Below are 15,138 nucleotides of genomic sequence, written 5' to 3'. Positions count from 1 at the left end.
GTCCGGCCGCCCTTGCTAGGGACGTACCTCCCGGCCGTACACTGGGCCCGGGAAAACTGGCACTCAGCGACGCCGAGTGCCAGACCAGGACCGAAGGACCGCCGAAGAACCACAGCTGGAGGTGTGCGCCATGCTCAGCGAACGCAGACTCGAGGTGCTGCGCGCCATCGTCCAGGACTACGTGGGCACCGAGGAGCCCGTGGGCTCCAAGGCCCTCACCGAGCGGCACAGGCTCGGGGTCTCGCCGGCTACCGTGCGCAACGACATGGCGGTGCTGGAGGAGGAGGGTTTCATCGCCCAGCCCCACACCAGCGCCGGCCGCATTCCCACGGACAAGGGCTACCGCCTGTTCGTGGACAAGCTCGCGGGCGTCAAGCCGCTGTCGTCCCCGGAGCGCCGGGCGATCCAGAACTTCCTCGAGGGCGCGGTCGACCTCGACGACGTCGTCGCCCGCACGGTGCGGCTGCTGGCGCAGCTGACCCGGCAGGTCGCCGTCGTCCAGTACCCGTCGCTCACCCGCTCCACGGTGCGACACGTGGAGCTGCTGGCGCTCGCCCCGGCCCGGCTGATGCTGGTGCTGATCACGGACACGGGACGGGTCGAGCAGCGGCACGTCGACTGCCCCGCGCCGTTCTCCGACACGTCGCTCGCCGACCTGCGGGCCCGGCTCAACAGCCGCGTCGTCGGACGGCGGTTCACCGATGTGCCGCAACTGGTGCAGGACCTTCCGGAGTCCTTCGACCTGGAGGACCGCGCCACGGTCTCCACCGTGCTCTCGACCCTCCTCGAGACACTGGTCGAGGACACCGAGGAACGGCTGATGATCGGCGGCACCGCCAATCTGACGCGCTTCGCGCACGACTTCCCCCTCACCATCCGGCCCGTGCTGGAGGCGCTGGAGGAGCAGGTCGTGTTGCTGAAGCTGCTCGGTGAGGCCAAGGACTCGGGCATGACCGTACGGATCGGGCACGAGAACCTCCATGAGGGACTCACTTCCACATCCGTCGTCGCGGTCGGCTACGGTTCGGGCGACGAGGCAGTCGCCAAACTCGGCGTGGTCGGACCGACCCGCATGGACTACCCCGGAACGATGGGAGCGGTACGCGCAGTGGCACGTTACGTCGGACAGATCCTGGCGGAGTCGTAAGTGGCCACGGACTACTACGCCGTACTGGGCGTACGCCGCGACGCATCGCAGGACGAGATCAAGAAGGCCTTCCGGCGGCTCGCGCGGGAACTCCACCCGGACGTGAACCCGGACCCGAAGACGCAGGAGCGCTTCAAGGAGATCAACGCCGCCTACGAGGTGCTGTCGGACCCGCAGAAGAAGCAGGTCTACGACCTCGGCGGCGACCCGCTGTCCGGCGCCGGCGGCGGCGGCGCGGGCGGCTTCGGTGCCGGTGGCTTCGGCAACTTCTCCGACATCATGGACGCGTTCTTCGGGACCGCCTCCCAGCGCGGGCCGCGGTCGCGGACGCGGCGCGGCCAGGACGCCATGATCCGGCTGGAGGTCGAACTCAACGAGGCGGCGTTCGGCACCACGAAGGACATCCAGGTCGACACCGCCGTCGTCTGCACGACCTGCTCGGGCGAGGGCGCCGCACCCGGTACGTCGGCGCAGACGTGCGACATGTGCCGCGGCCGTGGCGAGGTGTCGCAGGTCACCCGGTCCTTCCTGGGCCAGGTCATGACCTCGCGGCCGTGCCCCCAGTGCCAGGGCTTCGGGACCGTCGTGCCGACCCCGTGCCCGGAGTGCGCCGGCGACGGCAGGGTCCGGTCGCGCCGCACCCTGACGGTGAAGATCCCGGCCGGAGTCGACAACGGCACCCGCATCCAGCTCGCCGGGGAGGGCGAGGTCGGCCCCGGCGGCGGCCCCGCCGGCGATCTGTACGTCGAGATCCACGAACTGCCGCACCCGGTCTTCCAGCGCCGCGGCGACGATCTGCACTGCACGGTGACCATTCCCATGACCGCGGGCGCGCTCGGCACGAAGGTGCCGCTGGAGACGCTCGACGGCATGGAGGAGGTCGACATCCGCCCGGGCACCCAGTCCGGCCAGTCGATCCCGCTGCACGGCCGCGGTGTCACCCATCTGCGCGGCGGCGGACGCGGCGACCTGATCGTCCACGTCGAGGTGCAGACTCCCTCGAAGCTCGACCCGGAGCAGGAGCACCTGCTGCGGGAGCTGGCGAAGCTGCGCGGCGAGGAGCGGCCGACGGGCCAGTTCCAGCCGGGGCAGCAGGGGCTGTTCTCCCGCCTCAAGGACGCGTTCAACGGCAGGTGAGCCGGGCGCGCCCCGCGCACCCGCCCCGGCGGGGCAGCGTCATGCCCGGGAGTCCGGCTGGTGCGGGGCCGTCCGCACCCGGGGCGGGGCCGCGGCCCCGCTCGTCCGCCCCGGCGGTCCGCCGCGGGTGCTCGTGGGAGCACTCGCGGAAGAGGCGGAGGCCGGGATTCGGACGTGGCGGCCGGACGTGGCACCATGCGGGGCATGTCCTCCGCGCTGACCGATCTCTGCCGTTACCCGATCGTGCAGGCCCCCATGGCGGGTGGCGCCTCCTGTCCGGAACTCGCCGCCGCCGTGTCCGAGGCCGGAGGGCTCGGGTTCCTCGCCGCCGGGTACAAGACCGCGGACGGGATGTACCAGGAGATCAAACAGCTCCGCGGTCTCACCGGGCGGCCGTTCGGTGTGAACCTCTTCATGCCGCAGCCCGCCCACGCCGACGCGGCGGCCGTCGACGTCTACCGGCAACAGCTCGCCGGAGAGGCCGACTGGTACGACACACCGCTCGGGGACCCCGACTCGGGCCGGGACGACGGCTACGAGGCCAAGCTGGCCATCCTGCGGGACGACCCCGTACCGCTGGTGTCGTTCACCTTCGGCTGTCCCACCCCCGCCGCCGTCGCCCAGCTGAAGCGGGCCGGCACGCTCACGGTCGTCACCGTCACCACGCCCGAGGAGGCGCTGGCGGCCCAGGACGCGGGCGCCGACGCCATCTGCGTCCAGGGCGTCGAGGCCGGCGGCCACCAGGGCACGCACCGCGACGACCCCGCCAACGACTGCGGCGGCATCGGACTCCTCGCGCTCATCGGGCAGATCCGCGAAGCCGTACCGCTGCCGGTCGTCGCGGCCGGGGGCATCATGCGCGGCAGCCAGATCGCCGCGGTCCTGGCCGCCGGGGCCGACGCCGCACAGCTCGGCACCGCCTTCCTCGTCTGCCCCGAGTCCGGCGCGAACGCGTTGCACAAGCAGGCCATGACCAGTCCGCTGTTCAACAGGACCGAGCTGACGAGGGCGTTCTCGGGCCGCCCCGCCCGCGGCCTCGTGAACCGGTTCATGAGCGAGCACGGGCCGTACGCGCCCGCCGCGTACCCCGAGGTGCACCACCTCACCTCGGGCCTCCGCAAGGCCGCCGCCAAGGCCGGTGATCCGCAGGCCATGGCCCTGTGGGCCGGCCAGGGCCACCGCCTGGCCCGCGACCTCCCCGCCGGCCGGCTCGTCGGGATCCTCGCCGCCGAGACGGCCGCGGCGGGCTCCGCCCTCGCGCTCCGGAACCCCTCATGACCGCCCCCGTCTTCCTGGTCGAGGACGTCCGCACCGGCACCGTCACCCTGGACGGGCCCGAAGGCCGGCACGCCGTCTCCGTGCGCCGGCTGCGCGTGGGCGAGGAGGTCGTCCTGACCGACGGCCGGGGCACCGGCGGTTACGGCACCGTCGCCTCAGTCGAGGGCAAGGACCGCCTCGACGTCACCGTCACCGCGGTGCGCGAGGAGCCGGAGCCCGAGCCCCGGATCACGGTCGTACAGGCCCTGCCCAAGGGTGACCGCGGTGAACTCGCCGTCGAGACGATGACCGAGACCGGCGTCGACGCGATCGTGCCGTGGGCGGCCGCCCGCTGCATCACCCAGTGGAAGGGCGAGCGCGGCGCCAAGTCGCTCGCCAAGTGGCGCTCCACGGCCCGTGAGGCGGGCAAGCAGTCGCGCCGGCTCCGCTTCCCCGAGGTCGCCGGGGCCGCCACGACCCAGCAGGTCGCACGGCTGCTCGGCGAAGCGGACCTCGCGGTCGTGCTGCACGAGGAGGGCGCGGAACCGCTCGCCACCGCGCAACTCCCTTCCGCCGGGGACATCGTGCTGGTGGTGGGGCCCGAAGGGGGAGTCTCCCCGGAGGAGTTGGCCACGTTCACCGAGGCGGGCGCCAAGCCCTTCCGGCTGGGCCCGAGCGTCCTGCGGACCTCCACCGCGGGCACGGCGGCGTCCGCCCTGCTGCTCGGCCGTACGGGCCGCTGGTCCTGAGCCGCGACGCCCCCGACCGGGATCCGGATCCACGGGCCCGCAGCCGGGTTCCCGTCACCACCGGCCCGGACCGGGTTCCCGCCACGGGCGGTTCGCGGGGGCGGCCTCGTCCGCCCGGAGGACGATCCGCCGCCGGGTGCCGGTGCCCTCGCGGTTGAGGGACGGCGCGTCGAGGCACGTGCCGTCCCGGTGCGAATGCCGCAGCGACCCGAACCGGACGGTGCCCTCGACGACCGGCCCGCGGACCCTGCGGGCGTCACCCGTACGGTCTGCGATACGGGGCCGTTGGCCGCAAACGGACTACCGCGCCCCTCCCGCCCCTGGCACGCTGCCGCCCATGACGGCCCCTTTCCGAGTCCCCGTCCCCCTGCGCGTGCTCGCCACCGTCGTCTGCGCGGTCGGGACCGCGTCCGGCCTCGTGGCGTGCGAACCCGGGACGTCCGGCGGTCTCAGCGCCATGGCGGTGTCGTACACCACCGACATCGCGGGAACGCGGGCCCTGGAGAACGAGGGCGTTCGGGTCCGCTGGCTCAGCTGCGCGGCGCGGCTCGACAGCGGTGCGAGCGCCTCCCCTTCGGCCCGTGCGGCGGCCGGTGTCGACTGCGAGGGCGAGACCGACGACGGCGGGAAGATCACCATCGGCGGCACGGTCACCCAGGAGATCGGCGGCCGGTGCGTGCACGGCGACCTCACGGCGAAGTCCGACGGCCGCCGGGTCTTCCGCGCCTACGTCCTCGGCGACTGCAACGCCCCCGTGCCCACCCCCGCCAGGACACCGGCGCCGCCTCCAGCCCCGGGTGACGGCGGTGCACCGCGCCCCACGGTCACCGTGACCGTCACCGTCACCGAGACCCGCACCCCCCTCCCATAGGGCCCTTACCTCCTCGAACGTGCGGGGCCCGGCCGCACCTCCCGCCGGTGAGGCTCCGCCGCTGCTTCGCCCGTCAGGCCCGCGCACCTGCCGTTCGCGGGCCGTGCCCGGCGCGCCGGGCACGGTGGCGGCCGGTCCGCACGGCAGCACCCCGCCGGAGGCGCACCCCGGCACCGATACGATGCAGTTCCACTGATCGTCGGAGTCGTGAAGGGGCCCGGACCATGGCGGGAGAACCGCAAGCCGACTGTCTGTTCTGCAAGATCGTGGCGGGGGAGGTACCGGCCACCGTCGTCCGCGAGACGGAGACGACCGTCGCCTTTCGGGACATCAACCCGCAAGCGCCGACGCACGTGCTGGTGATCCCCAAGGTCCACTACCCGGACGCCGCCACGCTCGCCGCGGCCGAGCCGGGCATCGCCGCCGACATACTGCGCGAGGCCGCCGAGGTCGCCGCGATGGACAAGGTCGACGCCTCCGGCTTCCGCATCGTCTTCAACACCGGCGCCGGTGCCGGCCAGACCGTTTTCCACACCCACGCCCACGTCCTCGGCGGCCGCGGGCTCGAATGGCCGCCCGGGTAGGGCGCCACCGACAGGCACGGAGCCCACCTTGTCCGTACGCGAACTGGTCGTGCTCGGTACGGCCAGCCAGGTCCCCACCCGGCACCGCAACCACAACGGCTATCTGCTGCGCTGGGACGGCGAGGGCATCCTCTTCGACCCGGGCGAGGGCACCCAGCGGCAGATGCTGAGGGCCGGGGTCGCCGCGCACGACATCGACCGGATCTGCGTCACCCACTTCCACGGCGACCACTCCCTCGGCCTCGCGGGGGTGATCCAGCGCATCAACCTGGACCAGGTGCCGCACCCGGTCACGGCCCACTACCCGGCGAGCGGGCAGCGTTTCTTCGAACGCCTCCGCCACGCGACGGCCTACCGCGAGACGGTCCCGCTCGCGGAGGCCCCGGTCGCCGACGGCGGAGTGCTGGCCGCGACACCCTCGTACACGCTGGAGGCGCGCCGCCTCGACCATCCCGTCGAGTCCTTCGGCTACCGGCTGACCGAGCCCGACGGCCGCCGCATGCTGCCCGAGCGCCTTGCCGCGCACGGCATCAAGGGGCCCGACGTGGGCCGTATCCAGCGGGAGGGCGCCCTCGGCGGGGTCGCGCTGGAGGACGTCAGCGAGGTGCGCCGCGGCCAGCGGTTCGCGTTCGTCATGGACACCCGGCTCTGCGACGGCGCCCACGAGCTGGCCGAGGGCTGCGACATGCTGGTGATCGAGTCGACGTTCCTCGACGAGGACGTCGCGCTGGCCGGCGACCACGGTCATCTCACGGCGGGACAGGCGGCCCGCGTGGCGCGCGATGCGGGCGTACGGCACCTGGTGCTGACACACTTCTCGCAGCGCTACAGCGAACCCGACGAGTTCGAGCGGCAGGCCCGTGCCGCCGGCTTCGAGGGCGAACTGTCCGTGGCCCAGGACCTCGTACGGGTCCCGGTCCCCAAACGCGCGGCCTGATCCACCCTCCGACGTCCGAGCGAGCACCGATGTCACTCATCCCCAAGGCCGAACTGCATCTGCACATCGAGGGCACCCTCGAACCCGAGCTCGCCTTCGCGCTGGCCGAACGCAACGGCGTCGACCTGCCGTACGCCGGCACCGACGCGCTGCGCAGGGCCTATCTCTTCAGCGACCTGCAGTCCTTCCTGGACCTGTACTACGGGCTGATGGCGGTCCTGCACACCGCGGACGACTTCACGGAACTCGCCGACGCGTATCTGGCGCGAGCGGCGGCACAGGGGGTGCGGCACGCCGAGATCTTCTTCGACCCCCAGGCCCACACGGAACGCGGCATCCCCATCGGCACGGTCATCGAGGGCCTCGCGCACGCGCTGGACCACGCCGAGGAGCGGTACGGCGTCTCGACCCGGCTGATCATGTGCTTCCTGCGCGACCGGTCGGCGGAGTCCGCGATGCAGACGCTCGACGCAGCGAAGCCCTATCTGCACCACATCACCGGTGTCGGTCTCGACTCGGCCGAGGTGGGGCACCCGCCGTCGAAGTTCCGCGAGGTGTACGCGGCGGCCGAGTCACTCGGCCTGCGGAAGGTCGCCCACGCCGGGGAGGAGGGGCCGCCCGCGTACGTGCGCGAGGCGCTCGACGTGCTCGGCGTCGAGCGCATCGACCACGGCCTGCGGTCCGTGGAGGACCCCGAGCTGGTCGAGCGGCTGGCCCGCGAGCAGGTCCCGCTCACGCTCTGCCCGCTGTCGAACGTCCGTCTGCGCGCCGTCGACACCCTGGAGGACCATCCGCTGCGGGCCATGATGGACGCCGGTCTGCTCGTCACCGTGAACTCCGACGACCCCTCCTACTTCGGCGGCTACGTCGGCGACACCTTCCACGCGGTGCGCGAGGCGCTCGGGCTGACCCAGGAGCAGCTGCGGGAACTGGCCCGCAACTCCTTCCGCGCGGCCTTCCTGGACCACGACGAGGCACGCCGCGAACGCTGCCTCGCCGAGGTCGCCGGCTACGACTTCGACCGGGAGTGACGCGGGGACGCCGGGCGCCTGAGCCCCTCCCGGCGTCGGGGCGGGCTCACCCGTCGCGGGGCCGGGCAGGCGCGACCGCGGCCGGCCGGGCGGCACGGGCGGTCGTCCCACCCGGCTCCGGCGCCGGCCCGCCACGGCGGCCGGACCGAGTCGGCGCCAGGCTGCCGGGCCGGGTGCCGATCCCGGCGCACCCGCGCGGCGCGCCGTGCCCGAGCGGTGCCCCTCGGCCGAAGCACGGGCACCGGGCGACGGCGCGTTCCCCCGAGGAAGCGCCGTCGCCCCGCCTCAGGAGGCCAGGACCTTCGCCGTGCCCGCGGGGGAGATCCCCGGCACCGGGACCGGGATCTCCGCCAGCACCGCGGGTGCCGCCGCGGTGCGGCGCCGGACCGCGGCGGGCACCGGCAGCGGCACGGGTACCAGGCGCCGGCCCGAGGTGTGCAGGGCGACCGCGGTCATCGGTACCGCCGCGACCAGCAGGGCCGCGCAGAGGGCGAGTCCCATGCCCGGGTAGCCGGCGTGTGCCGACAGCAGGCTGCCGGCCGTCGGGCCGCACGCCACGCCCAGCGACGACGCGGAGCCGACGAGGACGGCCCACCGCCCCCGGGTGTCGAGCGAGGCGGCGAGGCCGATCAGGTACGAGAGCACCACCGGGTAGACGGTGTTCCACAGGATCTCGCCCACGGCGAAGGCCACCAGGTCGCGCGCGGACGAACTGACCACGACGCAGCAGGCGATGAGCGCCGTGCCCGCACCGATCGGAACCGCCCGCCCGAACCGCGCGCCCACGGTCCCGGCGACGACGACCCCCGTGAGTCCCGCGCCCAGCGCCACGGCGAAGACCGCGCCGACGGTGACCTCGCTCAGCCCGGCCTGGGTGGTGCCTATCCGGCCGCTCACCCCCCACAGCGCGTTCTGCGCCATCGCCCAGCAGAACACGGCCGCCGCGAGGACCGCCCCGGAGCGGCGGTGGGGGAGCGGGTTCCGGGAGGGGCGGGGGACCGGCAGGCCCTGGACGCCCGGCACGCTCACCCGGGCGCCGGGGCAGTCCAGCCGACGCGTCGCGGGCCATGCCGCGAGCGCCGCCAGCGCGAGCGCCGCGAACGGCAGGGCGTGGCCGCCGCCGAGCCGCGGGATCGTCAGGTACAGGGCGCCCGCGGTCGCCGACACCGAGAGCAGGCCGAGCGCGGTCACCCGGTGGGGGTCGCGCTGGGCGGCGATGCCCGCCGCGGCGACCGCGGTCGCCGTGCCGGAGCCCAGGCCGCCGACCGCGACGCCGGTGACGGCCACGGGCACCGCGGACGTCAGCGCGACCGCGCCGTAGCCGGTGAAGGCGAGCAGCAGTCCGGCGCGGGCGAGCCGGCGCGGCCCGAACCGCTCGACGCGCGACGCGAGCGCGAAGCCGGCGGCGGAGGACGCCAACAGCAGGACGGAGCCGACGAGTCCGGCCTGGGTGGGGGCGAGGCCGAGTCCGGCGGAGAGCCGGCCGACGACGGTGGGGAGGAGGTAGGAGGCGAGGTAGCCGACCGCGAAGACGGCGACGAGCGGCCACGCGGCGCGCAGGCGCGAGGACATGGGCGTTCCCGGGAGCAATGGGGTGAAGGCATGGGGATCCAACGCGCCCCTGGGGCGAGGAGGAGGGAGGAGCGCCCGGCGTCTTCTGCACGGGAACGCGCGCCAATTTGTATCAAGCGCTCCCGGCGGCGGAGAAGCCGAGAATGTGTGATGCGGGACACATTTGGTTTGCTCTGTGATCGGTCGGGTAGCAGAACGTCTTTTCCGCGGTCCGTCCCCCCTCCGAGCCCGCCCCGGACCCGGTCCGCCGCCCCTGCGCCAGGGTCCGGATCAGGCACACTGGCCAGATTCGCACCGCTCTTTGCACCGCACTGCACGGCAATCCGGGAGCCACCGTGATCACGACCGACGGAGAGCAGCAACACGGCACGCACGTCGACCCGTTGGGCGCCCTGCGCACCGGAGGGGACCCGGCGTGCGACGTGTTCCTCACCGGCACGGTCTTCCTCGACATCATCTTCACCGGCCTGGACGCCGCGCCGGTGCGCGGCACCGAGACCTGGGCTCGCGGGATGGGCCAGAGCCCGGGCGGCGTCGCCAACATGGCCACGGCGCTGGCGCGGCTCGGTCTGCGCACCTCCCTCGCCGCGGCGTTCGGCGACGACTTCTACGGCGACTACTGCTGGGACGCCCTGGAGCAGGGAGAGGGCATCGATCTGTCCCCGTCGCGGACCGTGCCCGGCTGGCACTCCCCGGTGACGGTCTCCATGGCGTACGAGGGCGAGCGCACGATGGTCTCCCACGGTCACGAGGCCCCGCTGTCCGAGACCGCGCCCACGGCGGCCCCCCGGGCGCGGGCCGCGGTGGCCTCCCTCGTGCCCGGCCGTGTCGAGCCCTGGATCGCGGAGGCGGCCGGGCAGGGCGCCCGGATCTTCGCCGACGTCGGCTGGGACGAGACCGGTCGCTGGGACCTGCGCGCCCTGCACGACCTGGGACTGTGCGAGGCGTTCCTGCCCAACGCCGAGGAGGCGATGCGCTACACCCGCACCGACTGCCCGCGCGCGGCCGCCCGCGCACTGGCCGAGGAGGTGCCGCTCGCCGTCGTCACGCTCGGCGCGGACGGCGCGTACGCCGTGGACGGTGCCACGGGCGGGACGGCCGAGGTCCCGGCGATCGGTGTGGAGGCGCTGGACCCCACGGGTGCCGGTGACGTCTTCGTGGCGGGCTTCGTCACCGGCACCCTCGCCGGCTGGCCCCTCGCGGACCGGCTCGCCTTCGCCGGACTGACGGCCGCGCTGTCCGTCCAGGAGTTCGGCGGCTCGCTGTCCGCGCCCGGCTGGTCCGAGGTGGCGGCCTGGTGGCAGTACGTCCAGGGCTGCGAGGACCAGGACCCCGAGGCGCTCGAGCGCTACGCCTTCCTGGCCCGGCTCCTCCCCGCCCCCGACCGCCCCTGGCCGCTGCGCCGTGCGGTGCCCACGATCGGCTTCCGGCGTCCGGTCTGACACGCTGCCGCGCTCCCCGGGACCGGAGCCCTCCCGATGCCTCCCGCGCGGCGGCCCCGCGCGACCCCCTGCCGTCGGCCCGCGCCCACCGGCTCCGGCCCCTCCCGTCACCCGTGCCGGGTGGCCGTGCCCCGTGCCACCCCCCGGTCCCGCCCGGGGCCTCGCGGCGGGCCGGGAGGGGGTCTCACGCGGTGCGGAAAACCGCTTCGGGACCGTCCGCGCGGGGTCGTACGCTGGTAACCCAGAGGTTGTCGAGCGGCGAGAACCCCGCAACGGGAGGTATGCGCAGGCCAGAGTGCCGGCCCATGACTCAGACACCCACAGACCAGACCCTCGCGCCGGGGCAGGCACGAGCCCATTTCACCGTCCCCGCGAAGCACCCGATGGTGACCGTGCTCGGTTCTGGTGATTCCCTGCTGCGCGTGATCGAGCAGGCGTTCCCGACCGTGGACATCCATGTCCGCGGCAATGTGATCAGTGCCGTCGGCGAAGAGCGGCACGTCGCACTGGTCCAGCGCCTTTTCGACGAGATGATGCTGGTGCTCCGCACCGGACAGCCGATGACGGAGGACGCCGTGGAACGCTCGATCGCCATGCTTCGCGAGGAAGGCGGGGGAGCGGCGGCCGAGACCCCTTCCGAGGTCCTCACCCAGAACATCCTGTCCAGCCGCGGACGCACCATCCGCCCCAAGACGCTCAACCAGAAGCGCTACGTCGACGCCATCGACAAGCACACGGTCGTCTTCGGCATCGGCCCCGCCGGTACCGGCAAGACGTACCTGGCGATGGCCAAGGCCGTGCAGGCCCTGCAGTCCAAGCAGGTCAACCGGATCATCCTCACCCGGCCCGCGGTCGAGGCGGGCGAGCGTCTGGGCTTCCTGCCCGGCACGCTCTACGAGAAGATCGACCCGTATCTGCGGCCGCTGTACGACGCCCTGCACGACATGATCGACCCGGACTCGATCCCGCGCCTGATGGCCGCGGGCACGATCGAGGTGGCGCCGCTGGCGTACATGCGCGGCCGTACGCTCAACGACGCGTTCATCATCCTCGACGAGGCGCAGAACACGAATCCGGAGCAGATGAAGATGTTCCTGACGCGTCTCGGCTTCGACTCGAAGATCGTGATCACCGGCGACGTCACCCAGGTCGACCTGCCCGGCGGGACCAAGAGCGGTCTGCGCCAGGTCCGGGAGATCCTGGACGGCGTCCCGGACGTGCACTTCTCCATGCTGACATCGCAGGATGTCGTCCGGCACAAGCTCGTGGGCCGTATCGTCGACGCCTACGAGAAGTACGACAGCCGCAACGGCAGCAACGGGAAGTGAAACCGGTCAGCACCATGTCGATCGACGTCAACAACGAGTCCGGCACCGAGGTCGACGAGCAGGCGATCCTCGACGTCGCCCGCTACGCACTCGCGCGGATGCGCATCCACCCGCTCTCCGAGCTCTCGGTGATCGTTGTGGACGCCGAGGCCATGGAGCAGCTGCACATCCAGTGGATGGACCTGCCCGGCCCCACGGATGTCATGTCCTTTCCCATGGACGAGCTGCGTCCGCCCGTCAAGGACGCCGAGGAGCCCCCGCAGGGGCTCCTCGGCGACATCGTGCTCTGCCCCGAGGTGGCGAAGAAGCAGGGCGAGGAAGCGCCGACCCGGCACTCCATGGACGAGGAGCTCCAACTGCTCACCGTCCACGGGGTGCTGCACCTGCTCGGGTACGACCACGAGGAGGCCGACGAGCGCGCGGAGATGTTCGGTCTGCAGGCGGCGATCGTCGACGGCTGGAGGGCGGAGAAGGGCCTGACCGGTCCTTCCCCGGCGCCGACCGTCTCATGAGTGCCCAACTCGTCATCGGCGCCGTCGCCCTCGTCGTCGTCGCCTGGCTCGCCGCCTGCGCCGAGGCCGGCATCGCCCGGGTCTCCGGCTTCCGCGCCGCCGAGGCGCTGCGCTCGGGGCGGCGCGGCGCCGACCGGCTGGTCCAGGTCGCGTCCGACCCGACGCGCTATCTCAACGTCGCCCTGCTCGTGCGGGTCGCCTGCGAGATGGCGGCCGGGGCGCTCGTCACCTACGCGTGTCTGCAGGAGTTCACGGAGACCTGGCAGGCGCTGGCCGTCGCCATCGGCGTGATGGTCCTCGTCTCGTACGTCGCCGTCGGCGTCTCGCCGCGCACCATCGGCCGCCAGCACCCGCTCAACACGGCGACCGCCGCCGCGTACGTCCTGCTGCCGCTCGCCCGGATCATGGGCCCGATCCCGCAGCTGCTGATCCTCATCGGCAACGCGCTGACGCCGGGCAAGGGCTTCCGCAAGGGCCCGTTCGCCAGCGAGGCCGAGCTTCGGGCGATGGTCGACCTCGCAGAGCAGGAGTCGCTGATCGAGGCCGAGGAGCGCAGGATGGTGCACTCCGTCTTCGAGCTCGGCGACACCCTGGTGCGGGAGGTGATGGTCCCGCGGACGGACCTCGTCGCCATCGAGCGCTACAAGACCATCCGCCAGGCGCTCACCCTCGCGCTGCGCTCCGGGTTCTCCCGTATCCCCGTCACCGGGGAGAACGAGGACGACATCGTCGGGATCGTGTACCTCAAGGACCTGGTCCGCAAGACGCACATCAACCGGGAGGCGGAGGCCGAGCTGGTCTCCACCGCGATGCGGCCGGCTGCCTTCGTGCCCGACACCAAGAACGCGGGCGATCTGCTGCGTGAGATGCAGCAGGAGCGCAACCACGTCGCCGTCGTCATCGACGAGTACGGCGGCACGGCGGGGATCGTCACCATCGAGGACATCCTGGAGGAGATCGTCGGCGAGATCACCGACGAGTACGACCGGGAGCTGCCGCCCGTGCAGGAGCTCGGCGACTCGCGTTACCGGGTCACCGCCCGGCTCGACATCGGCGACCTCGGTGAGTTGTTCGGCCTCGACGCCTACGACGACGAGGACGTGGAGACCGTCGGCGGGCTGCTGGCCAAGTCCCTCGGCCGGGTCCCGATCGCCGGCGCCAGCGCCCAGGTCGAGCTCCCGGACGGCCGCGCCCTGCGACTGACCGCCGAGTCCCCCGCAGGCCGACGGAACAAGATCGTCACCGTGCTCGTGGAGCCGACGTGAGCGGCCCGCTGACGCCCAGCCGGCTGAAGGAGTTCTGCCTGGCGCAGAACGCCGCGGTGGAGGACTTCCCCTTCGGCCCCGAGGTCTCGGTCTTCAAGGTCGCCGGGAAGATGTTCGCCCTCTCCGACCTGGCGGCCACCCCGCTGAAGGTGTCGTTGAAGTGCGACCCGGACGAGGCCGTCCGGCTGCGCGCCGAGTACCCGGCGATCGTCCCCGGCTACCACCTCAACAAGCGGCACTGGAACACGGTCACGGTGGCGGAGCTCCCGGCGCGTACGGTCCGGGAGCTCGTCGAGGACTCCTACGACCTCGTCGTCGCCGGCCTGCCGAAGGCGGAGCGGCTGCGCCTGGACCGGCCGTGAGCCCGTACGCCCGCGCCGGGTACGCCGCCCGACAGTCCGCGGCCGGTGCCCTCCGGGCGGGTTCGTGCCGCGAACTATGCTCGTCCCATGACTGACAGCTCCGGACTCGATCCCGAAGACCGCAAGATCATCACGCTGGCGCGCAGCGCCCGTGCGCGCAACGGGGTGCCCGAGGGCGCAGCGGTGCGGGACGAGACCGGACGGACGTACGTCGCGGGCACGGTGGCGCTCGAGTCGCTGCGGCTGAGCGCCCTTCGGACGGCCGTCGCCATGGCCGTGGCCAGCGGCGCCACCTCCCTGGAGGCCGCGGCCGTCGTCGCCGACACCGACACGGTCGACGACGCCGACCGCGCCGCGGTACGGGACCTGGGCGGCCCGGGTACGCCGGTGCTGCTCGCCGGTCCCGACGGCGTGGTCCGAGCGACCCTGACGGCGGGCTGACATGTCCCGCACCTGGGGCCGGGTCGTCCTGGCGGTCGGTCTCGTCGGCGTCGTCATCAGCGGTGTCGACTGGGTCGTGTCGGGCCGAGTGGCCTGGTCCGACGCTTTCCCGCTGTTCCTCGCCGCGGCGGCGGGCGCCGAACTGAGCACCGGGCCGCGCCGCCGCGCCCTGCGCCTGGCCGCGGCGGTCGTCCTGCTGACCGTCGGCTTCGCCGTCGGCGTCCCCGCGGCGGCCGATCTGGTGTCGGGCGCCCCGGTCGACTGGCTGGACCTGACGCTCGGCGTCCTCACCGTGCTCTACGCCGTGGTCGGCGCGGTCGCCCTGCTCGCCCGGCGCCGCGCGAACGGTTCGGCGCCGGCCTGACGGCGGGCGCGGGCGGTCCGCGGAGGGACCCGCCCGTGAGCCGGGGCCCGTCCGCGCTCCGTCCCGTTCGACCGCCTTCGGCCGCGCCCTCGTCGGCCCGGCCGGATGCCGTACCGGCCGGTCGCCGGGTGGGCCGGGA

General features: G+C 73.3%; 16 protein-coding genes. 15 read left to right on the top strand and 1 reads right to left on the bottom strand.

The features are described from left to right. The first annotated feature begins 130 nt into the window (after window positions 1-130). The 8 genes from hrcA to QMZ92_RS07020 all read left to right on the top strand — a co-directional run bounded on the left by hrcA (window position 131) and on the right by QMZ92_RS07020 (window position 7,713). Window positions 131-1,147, top strand: coding sequence for a heat-inducible transcriptional repressor HrcA (gene hrcA, locus QMZ92_RS07055; protein WP_283296356.1), 1,017 nt, complete (start codon window positions 131-133; stop codon window positions 1,145-1,147). Then, complete coding sequence (gene dnaJ, locus QMZ92_RS07050; protein WP_269730439.1) at window positions 1,148-2,284, top strand: molecular chaperone DnaJ; 1,137 nt, start codon at window positions 1,148-1,150, stop codon at window positions 2,282-2,284. It begins immediately after the preceding gene. Window positions 2,285-2,488: 204 nt separating this feature from the next. Then, window positions 2,489-3,562 (top strand): nitronate monooxygenase, encoded by a 1,074-nt coding sequence (locus QMZ92_RS07045; protein ID WP_283296354.1) that lies wholly within the window; start codon window positions 2,489-2,491, stop codon window positions 3,560-3,562. Beyond that, entirely contained in the window at window positions 3,559-4,290 is a 732-nt protein-coding gene (locus tag QMZ92_RS07040; protein ID WP_283296353.1) for a 16S rRNA (uracil(1498)-N(3))-methyltransferase, read from the top strand. Before QMZ92_RS07045 ends, QMZ92_RS07040 begins: the two co-directional genes overlap by 4 nt. A 337-nt stretch (window positions 4,291-4,627) precedes the next feature. After that, the gene (locus QMZ92_RS07035; protein ID WP_283296352.1) at window positions 4,628-5,161 is read left to right on the top strand and encodes a hypothetical protein; all 534 of its coding nucleotides are present in this window, start codon (window positions 4,628-4,630) and stop codon (window positions 5,159-5,161) included. A 224-nt stretch (window positions 5,162-5,385) separates the two neighbouring features. Further along, window positions 5,386-5,745, top strand: a complete 360-nt coding sequence (locus QMZ92_RS07030; protein WP_283296351.1) for a histidine triad nucleotide-binding protein — start codon at window positions 5,386-5,388, stop codon at window positions 5,743-5,745. 28 nt (window positions 5,746-5,773) lie between these two features. Continuing rightward, the gene (locus tag QMZ92_RS07025; protein ID WP_283296350.1) at window positions 5,774-6,682 is read left to right on the top strand and encodes a ribonuclease Z; all 909 of its coding nucleotides are present in this window, start codon (window positions 5,774-5,776) and stop codon (window positions 6,680-6,682) included. A 29-nt stretch (window positions 6,683-6,711) separates the two neighbouring features. After that, entirely contained in the window at window positions 6,712-7,713 is a 1,002-nt protein-coding gene (locus QMZ92_RS07020) for an adenosine deaminase (RefSeq protein ID WP_283296349.1), read from the top strand. Window positions 7,714-7,998: 285 nt separating this feature from the next. On the opposite strand, the gene QMZ92_RS07015 is transcribed toward QMZ92_RS07020, so the two are convergent. Next, the gene (locus QMZ92_RS07015) at window positions 7,999-9,285 is read right to left on the bottom strand and encodes an MFS transporter (protein WP_283296348.1); all 1,287 of its coding nucleotides are present in this window, start codon (window positions 9,283-9,285) and stop codon (window positions 7,999-8,001) included. A 335-nt stretch (window positions 9,286-9,620) separates the two neighbouring features. Here QMZ92_RS07015 and QMZ92_RS07010 point away from each other — a divergent pair, with 335 nt between their 5' ends. The 7 genes from QMZ92_RS07010 (at window position 9,621) to QMZ92_RS06980 (ending at window position 14,999) form a co-directional block, all read left to right on the top strand. Continuing rightward, a complete protein-coding gene (locus tag QMZ92_RS07010; RefSeq protein ID WP_283296347.1) occupies window positions 9,621-10,727 on the top strand; it encodes a PfkB family carbohydrate kinase in 1,107 nt (368 codons plus the stop codon). 305 nt (window positions 10,728-11,032) lie between these two features. Next, window positions 11,033-12,055 (top strand): PhoH family protein, encoded by a 1,023-nt coding sequence (locus QMZ92_RS07005; protein WP_283296346.1) that lies wholly within the window; start codon window positions 11,033-11,035, stop codon window positions 12,053-12,055. Window positions 12,056-12,069: 14 nt separating this feature from the next. Then, a complete protein-coding gene (gene ybeY / locus QMZ92_RS07000; RefSeq protein ID WP_283296444.1) occupies window positions 12,070-12,567 on the top strand; it encodes an rRNA maturation RNase YbeY in 498 nt (165 codons plus the stop codon). Then, entirely contained in the window at window positions 12,564-13,832 is a 1,269-nt protein-coding gene (locus tag QMZ92_RS06995) for a hemolysin family protein (protein ID WP_283296345.1), read from the top strand. The genes ybeY and QMZ92_RS06995 overlap by 4 nt, the downstream gene beginning before the upstream one ends. A gap of 8 nt (window positions 13,833-13,840) precedes the next feature. Continuing rightward, complete coding sequence (locus QMZ92_RS06990) at window positions 13,841-14,194, top strand: MmcQ/YjbR family DNA-binding protein (RefSeq protein ID WP_283296443.1); 354 nt, start codon at window positions 13,841-13,843, stop codon at window positions 14,192-14,194. Window positions 14,195-14,281: 87 nt separating this feature from the next. Then, window positions 14,282-14,635: a cytidine deaminase-like protein gene (locus QMZ92_RS06985; protein WP_283296344.1), complete on the top strand. Its 354-nt coding sequence runs from the start codon at window positions 14,282-14,284 to the stop codon at window positions 14,633-14,635. 1 nt (window position 14,636) lies between these two features. Beyond that, entirely contained in the window at window positions 14,637-14,999 is a 363-nt protein-coding gene (locus tag QMZ92_RS06980; protein ID WP_283296343.1) for a hypothetical protein, read from the top strand. Window positions 15,000-15,138 lie beyond the last annotated feature (139 nt).

The organism is Streptomyces sp. HNM0645 (assembly GCF_030056615.1).
Lineage (GTDB): Bacteria > Actinomycetota > Actinomycetes > Streptomycetales > Streptomycetaceae > Streptomyces > Streptomyces marianii.
Note: the sequence above shows the minus strand (reverse complement) of the source record. Positions and strands in the feature narration are given on the sequence as shown.